Below are 20,795 nucleotides of genomic sequence, written 5' to 3'. Positions count from 1 at the left end.
GCCTAGCGCAGTGTAACATCAACGCCGCGAAAAGCAGAACCGCAACCCAGCAATCCGGACTACTATGAATCTATCTCGGTAATCACCGCGTGATTATCGAAGTGCACGGTTACTTTTTTGCCGGCCCGAGCCTTCAATACCAAGGCTTCATCGACTTTAAACGCCACCGCCAACTGTTGATCAGTGACAGGCGCGGTCCGCTTCGGAGCGACGCTGGCATGCAACCAGGACAAATACAAAGTCCAAAACAACCAGATGCCGGCAATGATCACCACGATCTCGCCGTACAACTGCAACAATTCCAACAGCGTTTTATAACCCCCGAACCAGCGGATCTCGTCGGACAGGCTTTTCAAACCCATCAACCAGGCGCCGAGCGTAAATAGGGGCCACAAAAAGTACAACCAAAGCACCCAACTCAAGACCGACATAAACGCCGAACCGCATTTTTGCCGGAAACTTTGTAGATGCGGTTGGTTGATGATGATGTCTTTCATTTCTGCCTCAAGCCTCTATCCAAGGTTACCCACACCGCCCGCTGGCCGCGCTTTTTGCGTAAAGCCTTGATGCAGCCGTTAATCGTGGTACCGACATTGATTAGCCAATAGACAATCGGATACCAAATCATCCAGTAATAATGCTGCGCGGAGCCGCCGCTCTTACGCTCGTAACTGGAATCGATAGTTAAACTGACGGCAAACTGAATCAAACAGGTGACGCATAACAACATACTGGTCCAATGCGGCGATAAATCTTCCAGCGCCTCCTGCGGTTCGCTACTAAGCCACTCGAACGGCACCAGCGCCAGCATCGCTACCACCAGAAACGCCCAGGTCAAACTGATGCAGCATTCCAGATACAGTGGCCACATACCACGGGAACGCCAGCTAAACAGCGGCCGGAAATAACGCAGCAAGACCTCGACTCCACCTTGCGCCCAGCGGCTGCGCTGTTTCCACAAGCCGTTTAGCGTTTCCGGCATCAACACCCAACACAAGGCATTCGGCTCGAAACGAATCGCCCAGCCGGCCAGCTGTAGCTTCCAGCTAATGTCGATGTCTTCGGTCACCATGTCCGGACTCCAATAGCCCACATCGTGCAAGGCAGTTTTCCGGAAACCGGCAATCACTCCGGAAATGGTAAATACATGCCCATAAGAACGCTGCGCACGCTTGATCATCCCAACGATAGCGGAAAACTCCCCAACCTGAATTTTGCCCAGCAAAGTGGAACGGTTGCGGATACGCGGATTACCGGTCACCGCGCCGACATGCGGATCTTCCAGGAAATGCCGGACGATCCAGGCCGTCGCATTCGGCGCCAGCAAGGCATCGCCGTCAATCCCGATCAAAATTTCGCTATTGGCTAATAATGCCGCGGTGCGTAAACCCACCGCCTTGCCTTGATTGCTGGCTAAATTGACCACCCGAATTTGTGGGTGCTGGTCGGCCAGTTCGTGCAAAATGTCCAGCGTGTTGTCCTTACTACCGTCGTTGATCGCAATGATTTCGTAGTTGGGATATTCCTGATGCAGCAGATATTCGATGGTCTCCCGGACATTCTCACCTTCGTTGTAGCAAGGAATCAGAATCGACACGGACGGGTATTCGGGTAACTGCGGCAGATCGGACAACACATTCCCGCGATTCCGCTCCCAACGCACGTAATAAATCATGCCGCCCAACATCCAGACATAGGCCATTAGCAGCGGATAATAAAACACAAAGCGCGACAGCCATTCGTTGAACTGCCACCACGGCACTTCCTGCAAATATTCCAGGGTAATCAACCACCAGTCGATAAACTGCTGCACCCAGGCTTGGTCTAGCAAGTTTTCCATGTATCGTTTAATCCTTTCTCGAAACCGGGAAGAATTTTTTCAGCTCGGCCAACTTCGGCTGATCGTTAAACACATTATCCGGGTAATAACCGATATGCTTGGCGCCGTGCTTTTTCAATAACTCGAATTGCTCGGTAAACACCGGCATCGCAATATCCTGCTTGGTTTTCCAATTAACCGCCTGCAACTCGAACACCATCTTGTCCAATCCGTCCGGATATTGCGCGGTCTTTTCCACCAACTCTATCAACCATTGTTTGGGATTTTCCGCCTCTTCCATGAAAGGCATCGCTTCTACCGCCACGTAGTCGTAATGCTTTAAAAATGCCGGGAACGATTGCGCATACCATTCTTCGCTATAAGGCTTTAACAGCGGCAACGAATAAAAATTGCGGGCAGTTTTGATGTAAGGCCGGTAGAACCGGACCTTGTCGGTCAAATAATCGGTGAACTGACCGATCAACTCGGTTTTATGCTGCGCCCAACGCAAGCGTAACTCGCTGGATGCGTGGATCTTGTCGAACTCGGCCGGCATGCCCCAGACGTTACGACTGAAGTCCATCGCCAACGGCGAGACGTCTTCAAAATCCGACAAAATCCCGTCGTCGTGAAACAGAATGCCGTTAAAGTCGCAATGCTTGGCCAGATCTTCATATATCTCGCCGACAAACTGCCGCGCTTCCGGGTTAAACGGCGACAACCGCGTGTAGATATGCCGGGATAGCTGCGGCTCGCCGTCGCGCCATTCTTTCACGTACCATTTCAGCGGCACATCGGCTTTATAGGCCATGATCGGCATCCAGGCATACACTCTCACGCCTGCCCGCGTGCGCAATTGCAAGGTCACATGATTAAACATGTCCCGGCGCACCGGCAGATGCCGATTAGGGAAATACAGCTTGTCGGCATTACCGTCGCCGTCCGGGTCGGAATAGGCTTGCAGATAAACCGTATTGGCGCCGCTGGCTTTAATTCTCTCCACCACCAAGGCCAAATTCTTCTCGGTCTGCTCTTCGTCATCGTCGTAGATGTAATCCATATCCACGTGCGCGACCCGCAATTCCTGGCCCACGCGCTGATTTTTGACGATTTCACCGAACTGTTTGGCGTTGACGTCGTCGGTGATCATCATCCGCTTCATCACATACGCATCGGCCAGGGTATTGGCGCCGTCGTTTAGCCCCATGGTCAATCGCATGCCAGCCAATTTCGTGGCTTCCAGCGCAATCGCGTTATATTCGCCGTAAGGCCACACCATCACCCGCGGCCGCTTGCCCAATATCTGAAACAAACGCTCGGAGCTTTTATCCACTTCCTGGAAAATCCGTTTGCGATAGTCCTCGTCTTTCTCGTATTCGTCGTATTCGTTGCTGTACAAACGCGAAGTCACTGCGCTTTGCTGATTGCCTTGCGGATTGGCGACGATGCCGTGATGTAAATCATAGGTGTGCGACGCAATCTCGACCAGACCGCTGTCCGCCACTTCGCGAATCTGCGCCGGCGTCATTAACGGTTTAACGCCGGGCACATTCTGCTGCTCCAGCCAAGAACCGACTACCGCCAAGGTGGCCGGATACTTGTATTTTTTCAGCAAAGGCATGGCCCGGGTATAAAAACTCAGGTAGCCGTCGTCAAAGGTCAACATCACGGCTTTAGTCGGCAACACCTTGTCGCCCTTCATGCAATCCAGCAAATCCTGGACGCTGATAACGTGATAGTTATTCTGCTTCAACCAGGCAAAATGATCGGCCAAATGGTCTTTGTTGACCGCGATCCGATCAAATGGCGGCACCCGCTCTTCTTCTTCGAGAATGTCGTGATAATTTAATACCAGAAAGCTGGAGTTACCCGAATCGGCGGCCAGCAAGGGCTGGGCAAACAAACAGAAAAAGACAAAAATTACACGAGCAACAATGTGCATATTTATTAATTTAAGCGGGAAAAGAAACTGGAAACAGCTAGTTCTCAGTGTTAAAAAAAGACCAGAATTGGCCGGCGCATTTTACCCGAATCATCAGGCTAGGCCCGTTTTATTTGTCCGTGCGACGTACTGTCGCAGGCCTAGGCAAACGTTAAAACCAACCTGCCACTGCGGCCTTCAATACCCGCTTAGCCATACCCGTAACAAAAAGCCGGAACGGGCATCCGCCCACAAACTTCATAACGTTCGGAAAAAACTGGTTATGATTGAATAAAAACCTCATCCAATTCATTGCCCGTTTAACTGCGTGCGTATCGGGCCATGCGACCTACCCGGAGAATTCATGCAAAAACCCTCGCTAGCAAATTATTGGCGGCAAGACCTTACCGCCGGCTTTTTGGTATTCCTGATCGCCTTGCCCTTGTGCCTGGGTATCGCCGTCGCCTCCGGCTTTCCACCGATGGCCGGCATCATTTCCGCCATCGTCGGTGGCTTGCTGGTATCGCGCATCGGCGGCGCGCAACTCACTATTACCGGCCCGGCGGCCGGCTTGATCGTAGTGATTCTGACCTCGGTGCAAACCCTCGGCGACGGCGATGCAATGGCCGGCTACCGCTACACCTTGGCGGCAATCGTCATTGCCGGCGCCTTGCAAACCGTGCTGGGTTACTTCAAAGCCGGCCGCTTGGCGGCATTTTTTCCGGCTTCGGTGGTACACGGCATGCTGGCGGCGATTGGCATTATCATCATCAGCAAACAATTGCCGGTGATGGCCGGCGTGCAAAGCCAAGGTGCCAGCATCCTGTCCGGCATCGCCGCCTTGCCGCACAGCCTGATTTACTTCATGCCGCAAATCGGCCTGATTGCACTGGCCGGCATGGTGGTGTTGATCGGCTGGCCGCAGATTCACCAGCCTTTGCTGCGCAAGATTCCGGCGCCGATTATCGTCATCGCCTCCGGCATCCTGCTCGGCCATCTATTCCAGCTCGACCAATTGCAGCCGGGCGAAGCATTCATCGTTCCTAAAGATGTTTTGTTTGCATCGCATTTTCTGGTGACTTTCCCGGACAGTCTGTTGGCCAGTTTTTACCTGCCGGATTTTGGCAAACTGAGTGCCTTGGCGTTTTGGGAAAGCGTGATTTCAATCTGCCTGGTGGGCAGCCTGGAAAGCTTGCTCAGCGCTGCAGCTGTTGACAAGCTCGACCCGGAAAAACGCTACTCTGACTTGAACAAGGAATTACGTGCGGTCGGTATCGGCAACGTTGTTTCCGGCATGATCGGCGGTTTACCGATGATTGCGGAAATCGTCCGCAGCTCAGCCAACATAGACGCCGGCGGCCGCAGCAGCTGGGCTAATTTTTTTCACGGCGGCTTCGTCTTGCTGTTTGTGTTGCTGTTTCCAGACTTGATCTCGACCATACCGTTGGCTTCGCTGGCCGCGCTACTGGTTTATACCGGCTATCGCTTGGCTTCGCCGCAAGCCTTTGCCAAAAGCATGGATCTGGGCAAGGAACAACTGGCTTTGTTCGTGATTACCATTCTCGCGATTCTGGCCACCAATCTGTTAGTCGGCGTGCTGATCGGCATCGCCGCCAAATTGTTGCTGCACATCGGCCGCGGCGTGCCCTTGGGTAATTTGCTGTCTATATCTTTTAAACTGCAAGCCAACGGACCAAACAGCTGGATTGTTAAAGTCAGCGGTGCGGCTTTGTTCTCCAACTTTCTGGCCTTAAAAAGCCAGGTAGCCAGCCTGGCCGACGGCCAAACCGTGATCTTCGATTTAAGCGCCACCGACTTGATCGACCACACCGTGATGGAGTTTATCGCCCATTACCGGGAAGACTATATCGCTCGCGGCGGACGCTGCGAAATTCATGGGCTGGCCGACCTGAAATCCTTGGGCGACCATGCTTTAGCCGCTAGACAGCGTAGATAAATATCGGCTTGCGCCCATCCATCAAACCCAGTAAATCCTGACCCGGCACGGATGCCGGGGTCAAAATGCCAAGTGTGTCCGGCGCCAATACCTGCGTATTCCGAATCTCTATATAAAGCCCCTAAACATGACCGAAGCCACCATCACCTGCCCCAATTGCAGCACGCAAGTACCGTTGACCGAATCGCTGGCCGCGCCGCTAATTGCTGCCACCCGTAAACAGTTTGAGCAACAGCTACAACAAAAAGACCAAGCGATTGCCTTGCGCGAACAGGGTATCAAAGATCAGGAAAAACAACTGGCCGAAGCCAAGCGCGGCCTGGACGATCAAGTCGCAGAGCAAGTTGCCAAGCAACTGCAAGCCGAGCGCCAGCGGGTGATCGAGGAAGAAACCCGTAAAGCCAAACAAGCCGCTGCCGCCGAACTGGAACGCAAGAACCGCGAATTAGCCGACTTGCACGAAGTGTTGAAAGTTCGCGACGCCAAACTGGCCGAAGCCCAGCAAGCCCAAGCCGAGTTGATTAAAAAGCAGCGCGAACTGGACGACGCCAAACGCGAGCTGGAACTGACCATCGAAAAGCGCGTGCAAACCAATCTGGCTGAAGTGCGCAGCCAAGCTAAACGCGAAGCCGAGGAAGGCCTGAAACTGCGGGTGATGGAAAAGGACCAAACCATCGCCTCGATGCAGCAAAAAATCGAGGAACTGAAACAAAAAGCCGAACAAGGCTCGCAGCAACTGCAAGGCGAAGTGCAGGAACTGGAATTGGAAAACCTGCTGCGCGCCAAGTTTCCGTTCGACAATATCGAACCGGTTGCCAAGGGCGAATTCGGCGGCGACGTGTTGCAACGGGTCAACGGCCCGAACGGCACCCCGGCCGGCAACATTTTGTGGGAATCCAAGCGCACCAAAAACTGGAGCGACGGCTGGCTGGTGAAGCTGCGCGAAGACCAGCGCGCCGCCAAAGCCGAATTGGCGGTCATCGTCAGCCATGCCTTGCCCAAGGACGTGGAAACCTTCGACGTCATCGACGGCGTTTGGGTCACTAGCCCCCGCGCCGCCCTGCCGGTCGCCACTATCCTGCGCCACACCCTGCTGGAAATCGGTTTGGCCCGCCTCGCCGCCGAAGGCCAGCACGGCAAAACTGCTTTGGTCTACGAATATTTAACCGGCCCGCGCTTTCGGCAACGGGTCGAAGCCATCGTCGAAGCCTTCTCCACCATGCAGGAAGACTTGGACAAAGAGCGCAAAGCCATCCTGAAACAATGGGCCAAACGCGAAGCGCAAATTGAGCGGGTGATGAACGCCACAGTCGGCATGTACGGCGACTTGCAAGGGATTGCCGGCAAATCGTTACAAGAAATCGAAGGCTTGGAGATGCGGGCGTTAGAGATGGATGGGGAATTGGAGTGACCTATCGACCAGCCGGTCGATCTGGTTTCGTCTGGTTCCCAAGCTCCCGCTTGGGAACTCAGGCCTTGGAAGCTCCAGCTTCCAATCTGACTGGGGATAGGAAGCTAGAGCTTCCGAGATCACATTCCCAAGCTGGAGCTTGGGAACTAGAGGACTAGATATATTCACAAAATTGACCCGAATATAAAACCATGTTTATACTCACGTTTAAACATTCCAGAGAAACATCATGACCGAAGCCATACTCGACATCAAACAATGGGGTAATAACCTGGGCGTGCGCCTACCGGCGGCTATTGCCAAAGCAGCCCATTTGCACAACCATCAACGAGTACGGGTATCCGTTGAAGATGACAAGGTGATTATCACCCCGTTAGCCGACGAAGCTTTAACGTTGGAACAACGTTTGGCCCGTTTCGATCCCGAGCGGCACAGCGGCGAAGCCATGGCAACCGCGGAAGCAATCGGTGCCGAACGTTGGTAAGCCACAAGCAAACAGCGGCCTGGGTGCCGGAAAGGCAAGACATCATCTGGATCGATTGCAATCCGCAAGTCGGCCAGGAAATGCGCGACATCCATCCGTTTTTAGTGCTTTCACCAAGCATTTTCAACGAAAAAACCTCGCTGGTGATCGGCCTGCCAATGACAACTGCCGCCTATAACGCTGACAATCCATTTGCGGTCGCTGTCGGCAAAGCCGGCGGCCGCAAAGCCGAACAAACCAGCTATGTGCTCTGCCACCAACCCAAATCCTTTGACTGGCGCTTGCGCAAAGCCAAACCGCATCCGCTCAAGGTCTTGCCGGGCGATTTGTTCACTCAGGTTTGCGAGCAACTGAATCAGATTATTCAAGTCGGCCCCGGCTGATCTACCGATGTGCCGGATTGAGCGGTGATCTGGCTCTGGTGGCTCTGGTTCCCAAGCTCCAGCTTGGGAACCCCGGTCTTGGAAGCTCCGGCTTCCAGTCTGGCTGTAGATAGGAAGCTAGAGCTTCCAAGATAGCATTCCCAAGCTGGAGCTTGGGAACTAGCGAAAACCTAGCATAAAAAACACTAAATTAGGAAGAAAACGAATGGATAACTTTGTTTTTCGTAAACACGACAATGTTGGTGCAGCAGCTGCAGAACATGACTCTCAGTTTCTTGACGACTGTTTTGTAGATACTGGAGACATTAAGTTTCTATTTGACAGAAAAAACCCGAAAAGAATTATAGTTGGCAGAACTGGAGCAGGAAAAACTGCGCTATTGTATCACTTAGCACATTCAAATAACAATGTAGTTGAATTATCACCCCATGATTTATCACTTAATTTCATTGCAACCAATAAAGTATTGGCGTTCTTCGAAGAAGCAGGTGTTAATTTATCTCCATTCTACGTTCTCCTATGGAAACACTTACTTGTTGTAGAACTTATAAAAGCAAAATTTAAAATTAAGGACGAAGCGTCCTATAAAACTTTTATGAGAACAATCAGTTCAATTATAAGGAAAAAAGATAGAAATAAAGAATTAGCGATTGACTACTTTGAAACTTGGGGCAATAAATTTTGGTTAACCACTGAACAACGGATTCATGAATTAACTAGTCGAGTTGAACAGAGCCTGACTGCTGGTGTTAATGGAAAATTCTCTAATATCACCTTTAACGCCGAAGGAGCTAAAAAATTATCCGTTGAACAACGTGCCGAAGTCAAAGAACATGGGCTGGATGCCGTTTCAAAAGTACAAATACGTGAACTTGAGAATATGCTTACAGTTTTAGAGGATAACATCTTTGATGATGAAAAAAGGCCTTACTACGTAACAATAGACATGCTAGACGAAGATTGGGCCGATGACCGGATCAAGTTCAAACTGATTAGATCCTTAATTGATGTTGTCAATCGATTTAAACAATTATCAAATGTCAAAGTAGTTTTAGCAATTCGACACGACCTTCTATATAAAGTACTTCACCTAGAGACAATAGCAGGATTTCAAGAAGAAAAATACAAAGCACTTTACCTAAACTTAAAATGGGAAAAATCAGAGCTTGAAAAAATAGTACAATATAGAATCAATAAATTAATTAAGCATCATTACACAAAAGGCGACGTATCATTCAAAGATGTTTTCCCTGCTCATGTAGATACAAAAGATACTTTTGATTATATGCTAGAACGAACATTTTTCCGTCCAAGAGATATTATTGTATTTGTGAATGAGTGTTTAGAGTTATGTACTGGAAAACCAAGAATTACTGCAACCATAATTAAAGAAGCTGAAAATAACTATTCAGCCGAAAGATTACAATCGTTGTCAAATGAATGGAGCATAATATTGCCAGACCTAATGCATACATCTCGGCTTCTTTATGGATTAAAAGACCATTTTGAAGTTCGTATAATCACCCAAGATTTTTTAGCGGGAAAGTTTGAAGAAATTGTTTTTTCTCTAAATGAACAAAGCACGGACCCAATCACAAAATCCCTTTATAGCTTATACTCGGCTAAAAGCGCTAATTTTGACTCTGTACGAAACTATATTTTGCGGGAATTTTACGCAATAGGCCTTATAGGTATAAAGACAGGACCAACTGACTCCACGAGCTGGACTCGCACAAACAATCTTACAAGACTTGAAGCCGGCCAAATACGTCCAACATCAACTGTATTTATTCACCCAATGTTCTTTCGCGCTTTGGGCGTAAGATTGTAGCCGGTGTCGGAGGAGCTCGATGCGGTAAACAATGTGCACCGCATCAATCGCATTGGTGCTGTTTAATATTTACCAAACTTCAACCTCCATCCCCACTCACCATAGCCCATGACACGCAGCCGCTACCGAGTCCTGCAAAACCCTAGTCCGCACTTCCTGACTGTGACGATAAACCATTGGCTGCCTCTGTTTACCCGTCCAGCGACGGTGAATATCGTCCTGGATTCCTGGCGGTTTTTGCAGCGTGATAGCGGGTTTCAGTTGTACGGTTACGTGATCCTGGAAAACCACTTGCACCTGATCGCCGCTTCGCCGGATTTGAGCCGGGATATGCAGCGCTTTAAGGCTTATACCGCCAAGCAAATCATTGGTCATTTGCAGCAAAGCGGTGAGGCGCGGGTACTGGAATTGTTGGCGTTGTTGAAGCGGCCGCATAAGATCGAGAGCGAGTACCAGGTTTGGGAGGAAGGTAGCCATCCGCAGCTGATCGAATCCGAGGCAGCGATGCGGCAGAAGCTGGATTATATTCACCTTAATCCGGTCAAGCGCGGTTATGTGGATTTACCTGAGCATTGGCGCTATTCCAGTGCGCGTAATTATGCGGGAATGGCGGGCTTGATCGAGGTGGTTAAAGACTGGTGAGGATTTGGGAAGCTGGAGCTTCCGATGGCTGGGTTCCCAACCTGGAGCTTGGGAACCAGAGGCCTAAGGATCGGATTACATTCAGCAGTTTAAAGCAACAAAACTACAGTATTCTAGCCATGAGTAGCACTCTCTGGAGACCAGCCAGTGTCAGTGGTCGAGAGCTTCTGCGCGATGGCGCAACGGCTGAGGTAAAGCCAAGCACTTGTTTTCCACTTGGTTTATTCCTAAGCTAGCCGGCTATTTATCTCCATAGAAGACAGCCAATGCGCGGCATACACACGGAATCGAAAAAAGAAGTTTACGACGTCGTCGTTATCGGCGCGGGGATTGGTGGCCTGAGTACCGGCGCATTGCTGGCGAAAACCGGCAAATCGGTATTGCTGGTGGAAAGGCACGACAGGCCGGGCGGTTATGCCCATGGCTTCAAGCGCCGCCACTTTCATTTCGATGCCGGTGTGCATCTGGTCAGTGGTTGCAGTCCGGAAGGCTACGGCAACGGCAGCACTATGAATAAGATTTGCCGGGCGGTAGGCATTGATCCACAGAGCTTGTTTATCCCTGTCCCTTCTTACGCCCGCGCGGTTTTTCCGGATTTCGAAGTCCCGTTGCGAGCCGGCGAAGCGGCGTTCGTAGCCGGCTTAACCGAAAATTTTCCGGCAGAAAAGGAAGGTCTGCTGGCGTTGATCCGCCTGTGCAAAGTCCTGGCGGAAGAAGCCATGCTGGCCGAGGAAGTGTTGTCCCAAAGTAAGGCAACGCGGGTTTCGCCGATGCAAATGCTGGGCAATTTATTCCGCTACCGGCGCACCACGCTGGCGGAGGCACTGGACGAGTTTTTGGTGGATGCCCGCCTGAAAAGCGCTTGCGCGATGCTCTGGCCTTATTTGGGTTTACCGCCGTCGCAACTGTCTTTCCTTTATTGGGCGTCGATGATGGCCGGATACACCTACGAAGGCGGCTATTACTGCCGGGGCAGTTTCCAGAATTACGCCAATCAACTGGCCGCCGCCATCGAAAACCAAGGCGGCGAAGTTTTGCTGAATGCTAGCGTGCGGCGGATTTGTGTCGAAGCCGGTAAAGCTTGCGGCATTGTTTTGGAAAACGGCCAGGTAATCCGGGCCGAAACGGTGGTTTCCAATATCGACATCCGGCAAACCGCCGAATTGTTGATCGGCCCGGAGCACTTGCCAAGCGGGTATGGCGAGGGCTTGGCAAAGCTTTCGCCGTCCTTGTCGATTTTCGCCTGCTACATCGCCACCGACCTGCCGATCTCTGAGCAAGATCATGCCCATGAGGGCTTTTTCTTTGAAACGTTCGACCACGAAGCCAGTTATGCCTGCAGCCAATCCGGCCAGAGCAACTGGTTTTCGGCAACCCTACCCTCCTTCGCGGACTCCTCATTGGCGCCGCCCGGACAAAGCATCATGATGCTGACCACCTTGTGTCCGTTTGACGTGGGCGAATCCTGGCGCATCGCCAAGAGCGGTTTTCAGCAGCGTTTGCTGGAAAAAGCCGAACGGCATTTTCCCGGCCTGAACGACCATTTGTTGGTCGTGGAGTCCGGCTCCCCGCGCACCCTGGAGCGCTACACCCTAAACCGCCAAGGCGCAGCCTATGGTTTTGCGCCCACCCCGGAGCAGATCGGCCCGAATCGCCCCAGCGTAGTCGGCGCCCTGCCCGGCTTGTTCCACACCGGCCATTGGACTCGGCCAGGCGGCGGGGTAGCTGGCGTCAGCGTGTCCGCCTTACTCGCCGCGCAGGCGGTACTGGGTATCGCTACGCAAGCGGATTTTTGGAAAACCTTAGGGCTGGACAACTAAGGACCTTAGACACTTATTTTGCACGGGAAAGAAGCGCCTGCATCCGCGCCAGTTTCGGCGATACCACCGGTACCGTCAGCATGGTACTGAGCACGGCCATCAACAACAAGGCAGTGAAAGTCTCGCTGCTTATTATTTGTTTATCCAGCAACACGTTGGCAAAGATAATCATGATCAAGGCTTTGGTTTGCAGCAGCCAACCTATTACAGACGCCTCGCCGCGCTGCCATTTCAGGATTTTTCCAGCGACATGAATGCCCAGCAATTTGCCGAACACCGACACCAATAGCAATAGGCCGGCGACCACCAACACCGCCGCCCCGCCCATGGCCCAATTGGTTTTCAAGCCGGTGCTCAGGAAAAACACTGGCATCACCGTCAGTAATAGATGGTGGCGTAACAAGTCCATCTGGGCTTGATTGAACCAATGGCCATCCAAGATAGCACCGGCCAAAAATGCCCCCACCATAAAATGCAAGCCGGCCCAGTCCGCGGCAAAGCCCGTCGCCGCCAGAGCGATGATGCCGACATACCAGCGGTCAAGCTCCGGCAGCCAGGCCATTAGTTTGCGAATCCCGTAGGCACTGATCGCAAAACCTAACAAAAACGCACCCTGCCGGCCTACCCGGTCCCAATCCAACAGAATCAAGGCCAGCACCGCCCAAATCGCTATATCGTCCATGCTGGCGTAACGCAAGATGCGTTGACCGATAGGTTGCCGCAGCACTGCCAATTTTTCCATCAGCAAAATCAGTATCGGCAACGCCGTCACTGCGCACGACATACCGATACCGACCACAAATTGCCAAGACATGGCCTTGGCACCCATCCAGCCCGGAAATAGCAGCATCCCCAAAGCGGCAACACACCCCAAGCCCAAGGGTACACCCAAGGCCAAGCCAGCCGTAATACTGGTTTCCAGCCGGTGTTGCCAGGCTTGGCGCAAATCCAACTCAATGCCGGCGACCCAGACAAACAACATCACCGACCACCAGGCGATGCCGTTCAGTGCCTGTATGACCTGGGTATTGAAAACAAAAGCATAGTAATCGGGAAATGCGCTGCCCAAGATACCCGGCCCCAACAAAATCCCGGTGATGATTTGCACCACCACCAAGGGCGCGAAGTAATCGGTCCGGCCGATTCGCCAAATTAGGTACGGCAAGCTGTAGATAATGGTCAGGGCGATCAGAAATATTTCAGTCGTGTTCATAGTGCCAATCGTTTGGAGTCAGTCGCGTAAGGCAGGTATTATGGCAAATTTACCGCCGATGAACCGATGCAAGCCATTGCTTAGTACAGTGGCTCGAACAAAATTAAATCCACCGCCCCTAGTCCCGATTTTTCTTACACAGGCAAAACAGCATGTCACAATCTGAACGTTTCGATGCCGCCGTCATCGGCGGCGGTCCCGCCGGTACCAGCGCGGCGATCATCTTGGCCAAAGCCGGCAAGCACGTGGTGTTGTTCGAGCGCTCACGCTTTCCACGCTTTCAAATCGGCGAATCCTTGTTGCCGGCTTGCTGGGAGCTTTGGCGGCGGCTGGGCGTGACGGAAAAAATCGAAGCCGAAGGTTTTACCGTCAAGCAAGGCGCAAACTTCGGCATGTTCAATCAAAAACCCGATGTATTGCTGCTGACAGCGGAATATCCGGGGTATTTCGAACGACCCTATACCTATCACGTGGAGCGCGCCCGTTTCGATGAAATTTTGCTGGAGCATGCCGCCGAATGCGGCGTTGATGTGCGGCGGGAGTGGGCGGTGGCCGACGTATTATTCGACGGCAAACGAGCGATTGGCGTGAGCGCCGGCCCGAATGATTCTGACCCCGCGCCCATTCATGCTTCAGTGGTCATCGACGCTTCAGGGCGTGAGTCCCTGATCGCCCGTAAGTTAAACTGGCGACGCCCCTTACCGGAATTGAATAAAATCGCCCATTTTGCCCATTTCAAAGGTGGCTTTCGCCGCGACCCGCACGGTTTTATCAATTTTGGAGACGTGATAGACGGTTCGGTCACCACCGACATTCATACCATTGATGGCGGCTGGATTTGGTACATTCCGTTACGCGACGACATCGTCAGCGTCGGTGCGGTCTTGGATACCCGCTTTGCGAAAAACTTGGGCGATTCGCCGCAACAGCGCTTTGACGCCGCCATTCAAAGCTGCGACTGCGTGCAAGAGTGGCTGGCAGACGCAGAGCAAGCCATGGACATCAAAACCATTTCATCCATTGGCTATATGAACGAACGTTTTCACGGCGACGGCTTTATGCTGGTGGGCGATGCGTCGATGTTTGTCGATCCGGTATTTTCCGCCGGGGTAACGCTGGCGATGCGCAGTGGGGTTTACGCGGCCGACGCGGCGCTGGAAGGTTTTGCCAACTGCGACGATTTCAGTGCCGCGCGTTTCAGTCATTACGAAGCCCGCATCCGCGAACCGATGGGGCGGATCTTTCAAATGATCTACAACTGGTACCGAATCCTGGAACAAAAAGACGCCAACAATATCATCTTACGTTCCCGGCAAAGCCCCATGCTGCGCGAACGCTTTATTGTCTTGCTGTCCGGTGGTTATGACATGGTCAGCATGAAACAAATTCTGGAGGCCGGTCAGGAACCGAGTTCTACTTATTTGATTTCTTGAACTTGATTGGCGTTTTAAGTCAGCCAATTAAAAGACGCCCAAATATCCAAAGCTTACTAAGCTCCGTGCAGCTAGCCGCGTAACGTTAAGGCGATCTTAATATTGCCGGCTAAAATGACTTCGCCGACGGTTTTAAAACGTTGGCAACCTAATAACGACACTACCGAGGCACACATGAACAACATCAACACATTTTTACTATCGGGCGCGTTGCTGGCATTTTTTGGCTTGGCGCAACCCTGCTTCGCCGGCATCGAAACCCCGCGCATCGACCAGCGCCAGGAAAATCAGGAAAGACGCATTGAGCAGGGCGAGGCTTCCGGCGCCTTGACCGACCGCGAAGCCAACCGTTTGGAACACCAACAAATGCGCATAGAACACCAAGAAGCCGCAGCGAAAGCTGATGGTGTGGTCACTGCCGGCGAACGAGCCCGATTGACCCATCAACAAAACAAAGCCAGCCGCAATATCGCTCGTAAAAAGCATAATTTAAGACGGGATTAAGCCAGCGCAATTCAGCCCGGTTCGGCGTTCCCGCGAATGCGGGAGCGCCGTAAAATCAAAAACCAGGAACCCAGTATCTCGGTGCGCTTTAAAATGGACTACGTAAAAACCACACCTAATAGCCGGATTCGTTGCCTGTTTAAGCTTCGCCTTTCATCAAATTCAGCAGTTCATCAGCCGACACTTTGCCGCTAATATCCGCGCCATCCAACAAGCTGTCGGCCAAATCGCGTTTATGGCTGTGCAGCGCGACGATTTTTTCCTCAATGGTATTTTTTGCAATCATCCTATAGATCGTCACCGGCCGCTGTTGGCCCATGCGGTGCGCGCGGTCTGAGGCTTGGTCTTCCACCGCCGGATTCCACCAAGGGTCCATATGAATCACATAGTCGGCGGCGGTTAAATTTAAACCCACGCCGCCGGCCTTCAAGCTGATCAGGAACAATTCGCCGTCGCCGCGCTGAAAGGCGTCTACCCGTTGCTGGCGCTCTTTGGCCGGCGTACTGCCGTCCAGATATTGATAACGAATGCCGCGCTGTTCAATGTAGTTTTTAATCAATTGCAAATGGTCGACAAACTGGCTGAACACCAGAGCCTTGTGTTTGTTATCCAGCAATTCGTCGACGATGTCACCGAACGCCGCCAGCTTGCTGCTGGGCAAAGCCACCGCGGCGTTGGCCAACAAGGTATTGCAGCAACTACGGCGCAATTTGCTGATGGCCGCCAGAATCTGTAATTGTTTTTGCCCGGCCGGTGCATCGGCGCTAGTCAATGCCGCCAGACTATCCCGGCGCAAGGCTTCGTAGAAGGCCATTTCCTCACTGCTCAGCTCGACATAAATCGGGATTTCTGTGCGGGGTGGCAGCTCCTGCAATACCTGGGTTTTGGTGCGGCGCAGAATAAAAGGCTGGATCAGTTTCTTCAATTGGAAACGGGCCTCGGCACTGCGGTCGCGTTCGATAGGGCCGGCAAAGCGTTGATTGAACTGTTCCAATGAACCCAATAAACCGGGATTGATAAACCTGAACAAATTCCACAGTTCGCCCAAATGATTTTCCAAAGGCGTGCCGGTCATGATCAGTTTAAACTCGGCTTGCAGATTCATCGCCCCCTGCGAGCGGCGGGTGGCGATGTTTTTGATCCACTGCGCCTCGTCGAGAATCACAGTCTGGAACTGGATTTTCGCCAACATTTCGGCGACTTGTTCCTGTTGCAACAAGCCGTAACTGCAAATCAGTAAATCGTAAGGCCCCAGGTTATCCAGCAAGCGCTGGCGATCACCGCTACCGAGAATTTGCGGATGCAGAGTCGGCGCAAAACGGCTGGCTTCGTTTTCCCAATTCATGCACACCGAAGTCGGTGCGACGATCAGGCTGGGGCCGTTCGGGGCACGGTCAACCAGCAGGGCCAAGCCTTGCACCGTCTTGCCCAAGCCCATATCATCCGCCAGACACGCGCCGACACCCCAGCGAGCCAGGCGCGCCAACCAGCGATAACCGTCCATTTGATAGTCGCGCAATTCGGCTTGAAAAGTAGACGGTACTTTAGGCTGATAGTCTCGCGAATCCTTCAGACGCTGCATGTGCGCTTGCCAATGTTTATCGGCTTTGAAGCCAGCCTCGTCCTGCCAGTCTTCCAGCGTCAGGGCAGCCAACGGATTGATCCGGACTTTCTTGCCGTGCAGATCCGCGTAGGCGCGTAAATCGTCGAGGCGGCGGCGAAACTCTTCGGTCAAAGCAATGAATTGACCGTCCTGCAATTTCAAGAAGCGGCCTTCGCGATTGTTCAATAAACCCAGCAATTGCTGAATTTCGATGACGGTATCTTCATTGACCTGCAACTCGCCCTGCAGGGCAAACCAATCGTTGTCGCGCTTGATTTGCATGCTAAAGCCGCTGCCGTTGGTTTGCCCCAACAACCGAAATCTGACGCCTTCCGGCCATTCCAATACGGCTTGTTCGGCCGGCAACGCCTGTAATTGCAACAGCAGCTCCAGACATTGTTCAGGTTGATCCAACAAATAATCACCGGCACCATCGCGTTCCGCCTGCTCCAACACATCGCAAGCCTGCAAAACGGCTTGCGCGCGCTGTTTTTCCAAAGCCAGATCGCGTTTGGTCTGGCAATGGCTGCCGTCGATTTCGGCTAACACGCTTTCGCCGCCATGCCCAGGTTGATAATAGGCGCCGCCGCTGGCGAACGGCCGGATCAGCATCGCCACGCGCAGACCTTCGCCCCAGGGTAATAAATGCACGCGCGGGGTGGCGTCGGCCTGGACTTGCTCGGCGCTACTGGAACTGCCGCCTATATCCGAATGTACGGTCAACAAGCCGGAAATACTGGTCAGAGTTTGCAAGACTCGGTCTTGCGCCGATACCGGCACCTCCAGGCCCTTGGCGCCCAATACCGCGAGGATTTTATGATGGTCGGCGGTGAACTCCAGCACGCGCAAGCGCGTGGGTGTTTCCTTGGCGACATAGAATTTTTGTTCGTGTCCGGGCACGGGTTCCAGGCTGATTTTGATCTTGTCGCTACCAGCCAGTTTTTTCACCCGCAGTTCGGCTTCGCCCTTGACCACATCCACCCGTACTTCGGGCGCATCGGCCCAAAACAACAGCGGGTGTCCCAGCAAGGCCTGCGGCATGCTATTGTCGAACTCAAAATAAGTGCCGCTGCCGTACCAGCCGCTATCGCGGTATTCCTTGATATGCGCGCACAGCTTAATGTCCTGTTCGGTTAAATAGTCAAACTTGTTGGTTTCGTGCGCCAACCGTTTCAAGGCAATCGCCCTGCCCTTACTCCAGCCGCCTTTGGCTTGTTGTTTTTGTTCGCGCGGCTCGATGTCCAGATGATGGCTAATGTCATCGTAACTCAACAACCAGACCAAGCGCGTTGGCTTGTCGATAAGCGCGGCGGTATCGGCTTTTTTTTCGGCCTTGGGCAAATTTAATAAGGCATCCAGTGCCAAGTCCCAATCCGGGCGGCTGGCAAATAAATCCGCCAACGCCGGCCTGGCATCGAAAAAGCTGCAATCCCATTGCAGGGAACGCGGCGGCTCTATATGGGTAAAGATCTTGGCTAATTCGGCGGCCGGCCAACGATAACCGTTGTCCACCAGATGCCGGTACAGCTTTTGACTCAGTGGCGTGACATGATTGAATTGATCGGCTTTAACCCAAAATTTGATCAGGGTTAAAAACACATGCAGCAGTAATGGCGGAGTGAGCAAGGTGTCCGGGTAGCCGCTTTCCCGATAGCCGCTACTGATTTTATAGGTCAAATCGGTGTTTAACAGTTGCTCCCGCAATGACAAATCGCCTTGTAAAAAACGCTGAAACAAGGCCAACTGATGATAAATGCCCAACCAATAATTGTCGGCTTTGATCGCTTGATTGATCAGTGTGCTGAGTTTGGCGCGTTGTTTGGCGTCATTGTTTTTCAGGATAGCCAGCGGGTAAAACACGCCTGCCAAGCCGTAAAAATAGGCAGTGCGTTGTCCGGAAACCTTGCGTAGCTGTGCCAAAGCGCCCTCGAAACGGCTGACCGCTGCCGCGTAATCGCCGCGCAGAAAAATCAATGTCGCCGCGAGCGCTTGCAGCTCAGGATCATTTTGATCTGCGACCCGTTGCTCGACTGCATCCCAGTCACCCCGCAGCAAGCGTAACTCCAAAGCGACGCGGTTCAACAATTCCTGCTGCACACCCTGGCTAACGAACAATAACTGCTCTAAAAAGCCATCCAATTTTTCGTCGGCATACAGATACAGCAGTTGATGTAAGCCCGAAAACCCGGCCAGCCCCAGCAATAATTGCGGATGATGCGTAGTAAACCACGCGACATCCAGCGGGTTTAAAAACCAGGAAAGATACAGTTCGTTAACCGGCGGCAGTTTACCGAGGTAGTGGGCACCGGATTCCAGGCACTCGTCTACTTTGGCGTAATCGCCGCGATAAAATTGGATCCGCGCTTCGCGAATGCAGTCGTCCACGGTGCTGTAACGATAGTAGCCATGGCCGGGCGGATTGTTCATTTGTACGGCGCCGGCAAACAAATCAAACTCTTTGTCTTCGACCGCTTGGCGGGTCAACACTTCCGCTAGGGTTCGGCAGCACCGGGTGCCGCCGGATTTGAGGTTTTCTTCCAGCAAACCGGCTTTGATCAGCGGCTTTAGCCGGGCTTTGACAGCTTCCGACTTAAGTGTTTTCTCACCCTCCCTGATACCCAAACTGCCCAGGCATTTCGCCAAATTGATCAGCGAACTATAGCCGTAATAAACCGCCAGCAACTTCATAATAACCTGTTGCTCTGGGGTTAATGTTCGAAAAGTTTTAAGGCGTTCGACTAAACGAGAAGATTGCATGATTCCGGCAAAACGGCAAAAGAGGGGATGTTACCAGCTTGGCAGGGCAAGCTAAAGAACCTCAAGTCAACACAAACAAAAAAGCCCGCCGAAGCGGGCTTTATTTTAGCGGTGGGTAACTTACAGCTTTGCCAATACCTTAGCCACTGTCTCACCCATCGCCGCAGGAGTTGGGGCAATAATCACTCCCAACTCTTTGAGCATCTCAACTTTCTCCGCCGCCGACTCGCCAACCGAGGAGATAATCGCTCCAGCGTGGCCCATACGGCGGCCTTTCGGAGCGGTTAAACCGGCGATGTAGGCCACAACGGGCTTTGTCATATGTTCTTTGGCAAACATACCGGCTTCCACTTCTTGCGGTCCGCCGATTTCGCCGATCATCACCACGACTTTGGTTTCCGGATCTTGCTCGAATTTTTCCAGAATATCGCGGTGCGAGCTACCGTTGATCGGGTCGCCACCGATACCGACTGAAGTCGACACGCCGATGCCTAGCGCTTTCATTTGATCGGCCGCTTCGTAACCCAGGGTACCGGAACGACCGACGATGCCGACGTTACCAGGTATATAAATATGCCCCGGCATGATGCCCAGCATGGCTTTGCCCGGACTGATGGTGCCGGCACAGTTAGGGCCGGTCAGCACCATGCGTTTTTCCTTGGGAAATTTGCTCAGGAAGATTTTGACCTTCATCATGTCCTGAGTCGGAATGCCATCAGTGATAGATACACAGTATTTGATGCCGGCTTCGGCGGCTTCCATGATCGAGTCCGCGGCATAAGCCGGCGGCACGAACACGATGCTGGCTTCGGCGCCGGCTTGTTCGACAGCGTCCTTGACGGTATTGAACACCGGGCGGTCCAGATGTTTTTGCCCACCCTTACCCGGCGTGACGCCGCCGACCACGTTGGAGCCGTAATCGATCATCTCCTGGGCATGAAAAGTACCAATCTTACCGGTAAAGCCTTGAACGATGATGCGAGTGTTTTGATCGATAAAAATTGCCATGTTTGTTCC

Annotated in this window: 15 protein-coding genes; 9 read left to right on the top strand and 6 right to left on the bottom strand. The window is 52.5% G+C overall.

The genetic code is table 11. The features are described 5' to 3' along the window. Nucleotides 1–62: 62 nt before the first annotated feature. From pgaD to pgaB, 3 genes are read right to left on the bottom strand one after another with little or no spacing between them, the layout of a single operon-like run. Nucleotides 63–497 (bottom strand): poly-beta-1,6-N-acetyl-D-glucosamine biosynthesis protein PgaD, encoded by a 435-nt coding sequence (gene pgaD, locus JL719_RS10260; protein ID WP_033156520.1) that lies wholly within the window; start codon nucleotides 495–497, stop codon nucleotides 63–65. Further along, nucleotides 494–1,840: a poly-beta-1,6-N-acetyl-D-glucosamine synthase gene (gene pgaC, locus JL719_RS10255; protein WP_174843453.1), complete on the bottom strand. Its 1,347-nt coding sequence runs from the start codon at nucleotides 1,838–1,840 to the stop codon at nucleotides 494–496. The genes pgaD and pgaC overlap by 4 nt, the downstream gene beginning before the upstream one ends. A gap of 7 nt (nucleotides 1,841–1,847) precedes the next feature. Continuing rightward, complete coding sequence (gene pgaB / locus JL719_RS10250) at nucleotides 1,848–3,761, bottom strand: poly-beta-1,6-N-acetyl-D-glucosamine N-deacetylase PgaB (RefSeq protein WP_225893088.1); 1,914 nt, start codon at nucleotides 3,759–3,761, stop codon at nucleotides 1,848–1,850. 343 nt (nucleotides 3,762–4,104) lie between these two features. Here pgaB and JL719_RS10245 point away from each other — a divergent pair, with 343 nt between their 5' ends. The 7 genes from JL719_RS10245 (at nucleotide 4,105) to JL719_RS10215 (ending at nucleotide 12,268) form a co-directional block, all read left to right on the top strand. Next, complete coding sequence (locus tag JL719_RS10245) at nucleotides 4,105–5,697, top strand: SulP family inorganic anion transporter (RefSeq protein ID WP_033156522.1); 1,593 nt, start codon at nucleotides 4,105–4,107, stop codon at nucleotides 5,695–5,697. A gap of 127 nt (nucleotides 5,698–5,824) precedes the next feature. Continuing rightward, nucleotides 5,825–7,108 (top strand): DUF2130 domain-containing protein, encoded by a 1,284-nt coding sequence (locus JL719_RS10240; RefSeq protein ID WP_033156523.1) that lies wholly within the window; start codon nucleotides 5,825–5,827, stop codon nucleotides 7,106–7,108. A 229-nt stretch (nucleotides 7,109–7,337) separates the two neighbouring features. Continuing rightward, nucleotides 7,338–7,592: an AbrB/MazE/SpoVT family DNA-binding domain-containing protein gene (locus JL719_RS10235; RefSeq protein WP_033156524.1), complete on the top strand. Its 255-nt coding sequence runs from the start codon at nucleotides 7,338–7,340 to the stop codon at nucleotides 7,590–7,592. Then, on the top strand, nucleotides 7,586–7,975 hold the full coding sequence (locus JL719_RS10230) for a type II toxin-antitoxin system PemK/MazF family toxin (RefSeq protein WP_033156525.1): 390 nt from the start codon (nucleotides 7,586–7,588) through the stop codon (nucleotides 7,973–7,975). The genes JL719_RS10235 and JL719_RS10230 overlap by 7 nt, the downstream gene beginning before the upstream one ends. Before the next feature lie 205 nt (nucleotides 7,976–8,180). After that, nucleotides 8,181–9,806: a P-loop ATPase, Sll1717 family gene (locus JL719_RS10225; protein ID WP_033156526.1), complete on the top strand. Its 1,626-nt coding sequence runs from the start codon at nucleotides 8,181–8,183 to the stop codon at nucleotides 9,804–9,806. A 108-nt stretch (nucleotides 9,807–9,914) separates the two neighbouring features. Continuing rightward, complete coding sequence (locus JL719_RS10220; protein ID WP_033156527.1) at nucleotides 9,915–10,448, top strand: REP-associated tyrosine transposase; 534 nt, start codon at nucleotides 9,915–9,917, stop codon at nucleotides 10,446–10,448. Nucleotides 10,449–10,714: 266 nt separating this feature from the next. Continuing rightward, nucleotides 10,715–12,268, top strand: a complete 1,554-nt coding sequence (locus JL719_RS10215) for a phytoene desaturase family protein (protein WP_033156528.1) — start codon at nucleotides 10,715–10,717, stop codon at nucleotides 12,266–12,268. A 13-nt stretch (nucleotides 12,269–12,281) separates the two neighbouring features. Here JL719_RS10215 and JL719_RS10210 read toward each other — a convergent pair whose 3' ends face one another. Further along, nucleotides 12,282–13,481, bottom strand: a complete 1,200-nt coding sequence (locus tag JL719_RS10210; protein ID WP_033156529.1) for a cation:proton antiporter — start codon at nucleotides 13,479–13,481, stop codon at nucleotides 12,282–12,284. 152 nt (nucleotides 13,482–13,633) lie between these two features. Here JL719_RS10210 and JL719_RS10205 point away from each other — a divergent pair, with 152 nt between their 5' ends. Together JL719_RS10205 and JL719_RS10200 are read left to right on the top strand one after the other, a co-directional pair. Continuing rightward, nucleotides 13,634–14,914 carry an NAD(P)/FAD-dependent oxidoreductase gene (locus tag JL719_RS10205; RefSeq protein ID WP_051669944.1) on the top strand — a complete coding sequence of 427 codons (1,281 nt, stop codon included), beginning with the start codon at nucleotides 13,634–13,636 and terminating at the stop codon, nucleotides 14,912–14,914. Nucleotides 14,915–15,088: 174 nt separating this feature from the next. Continuing rightward, nucleotides 15,089–15,418, top strand: coding sequence for a hypothetical protein (locus tag JL719_RS10200; RefSeq protein ID WP_033156530.1), 330 nt, complete (start codon nucleotides 15,089–15,091; stop codon nucleotides 15,416–15,418). A 139-nt stretch (nucleotides 15,419–15,557) separates the two neighbouring features. On the opposite strand, the gene JL719_RS10195 is transcribed toward JL719_RS10200, so the two are convergent. Together JL719_RS10195 and sucD are read right to left on the bottom strand one after the other, a co-directional pair. Then, complete coding sequence (locus JL719_RS10195; RefSeq protein ID WP_033156531.1) at nucleotides 15,558–19,778, bottom strand: DEAD/DEAH box helicase; 4,221 nt, start codon at nucleotides 19,776–19,778, stop codon at nucleotides 15,558–15,560. A 120-nt stretch (nucleotides 19,779–19,898) separates the two neighbouring features. Then, nucleotides 19,899–20,786 carry a succinate--CoA ligase subunit alpha gene (gene sucD, locus JL719_RS10190; RefSeq protein ID WP_033156532.1) on the bottom strand — a complete coding sequence of 296 codons (888 nt, stop codon included), beginning with the start codon at nucleotides 20,784–20,786 and terminating at the stop codon, nucleotides 19,899–19,901. Nucleotides 20,787–20,795 lie beyond the last annotated feature (9 nt).

Origin of the sequence: Methylomonas sp. LW13, assembly GCF_016865255.1 — a bacterium.
In the GTDB taxonomy this organism is placed as follows: Bacteria; Pseudomonadota; Gammaproteobacteria; order Methylococcales; family Methylomonadaceae; genus Methylomonas.
The sequence above is the reverse complement of the archived record's forward strand: the minus strand, read 5'-3'. Positions and strand labels throughout refer to the sequence as shown.

What these genes read in the sequence shown, in the direction of transcription:
- JL719_RS10220 (WP_033156527.1), top strand. Translation starts at nt 9,915, where the DNA reads ATGACACGCAGCCGCTACCGAGTCCTGCAAAACCCTAGTCCGCACTTC.
- JL719_RS10245 (WP_033156522.1), top strand. Translation starts at nt 4,105, where the DNA reads ATGCAAAAACCCTCGCTAGCAAATTATTGGCGGCAAGACCTTACCGCC.
- pgaC (WP_174843453.1), bottom strand. Translation starts at nt 1,840, where the DNA reads ATGGAAAACTTGCTAGACCAAGCCTGGGTGCAGCAGTTTATCGACTGG.
- JL719_RS10205 (WP_051669944.1), top strand. Translation starts at nt 13,634, where the DNA reads ATGTCACAATCTGAACGTTTCGATGCCGCCGTCATCGGCGGCGGTCCC.
- JL719_RS10195 (WP_033156531.1), bottom strand. Translation starts at nt 19,778, where the DNA reads ATGCAATCTTCTCGTTTAGTCGAACGCCTTAAAACTTTTCGAACATTA.
- JL719_RS10235 (WP_033156524.1), top strand. Translation starts at nt 7,338, where the DNA reads ATGACCGAAGCCATACTCGACATCAAACAATGGGGTAATAACCTGGGC.
- pgaB (WP_225893088.1), bottom strand. Translation starts at nt 3,761, where the DNA reads ATGCACATTGTTGCTCGTGTAATTTTTGTCTTTTTCTGTTTGTTTGCC.
- sucD (WP_033156532.1), bottom strand. Translation starts at nt 20,786, where the DNA reads ATGGCAATTTTTATCGATCAAAACACTCGCATCATCGTTCAAGGCTTT.
- JL719_RS10240 (WP_033156523.1), top strand. Translation starts at nt 5,825, where the DNA reads ATGACCGAAGCCACCATCACCTGCCCCAATTGCAGCACGCAAGTACCG.
- JL719_RS10215 (WP_033156528.1), top strand. Translation starts at nt 10,715, where the DNA reads ATGCGCGGCATACACACGGAATCGAAAAAAGAAGTTTACGACGTCGTC.
- JL719_RS10210 (WP_033156529.1), bottom strand. Translation starts at nt 13,481, where the DNA reads ATGAACACGACTGAAATATTTCTGATCGCCCTGACCATTATCTACAGC.
- JL719_RS10225 (WP_033156526.1), top strand. Translation starts at nt 8,181, where the DNA reads ATGGATAACTTTGTTTTTCGTAAACACGACAATGTTGGTGCAGCAGCT.
- pgaD (WP_033156520.1), bottom strand. Translation starts at nt 497, where the DNA reads ATGAAAGACATCATCATCAACCAACCGCATCTACAAAGTTTCCGGCAA.
- JL719_RS10200 (WP_033156530.1), top strand. Translation starts at nt 15,089, where the DNA reads ATGAACAACATCAACACATTTTTACTATCGGGCGCGTTGCTGGCATTT.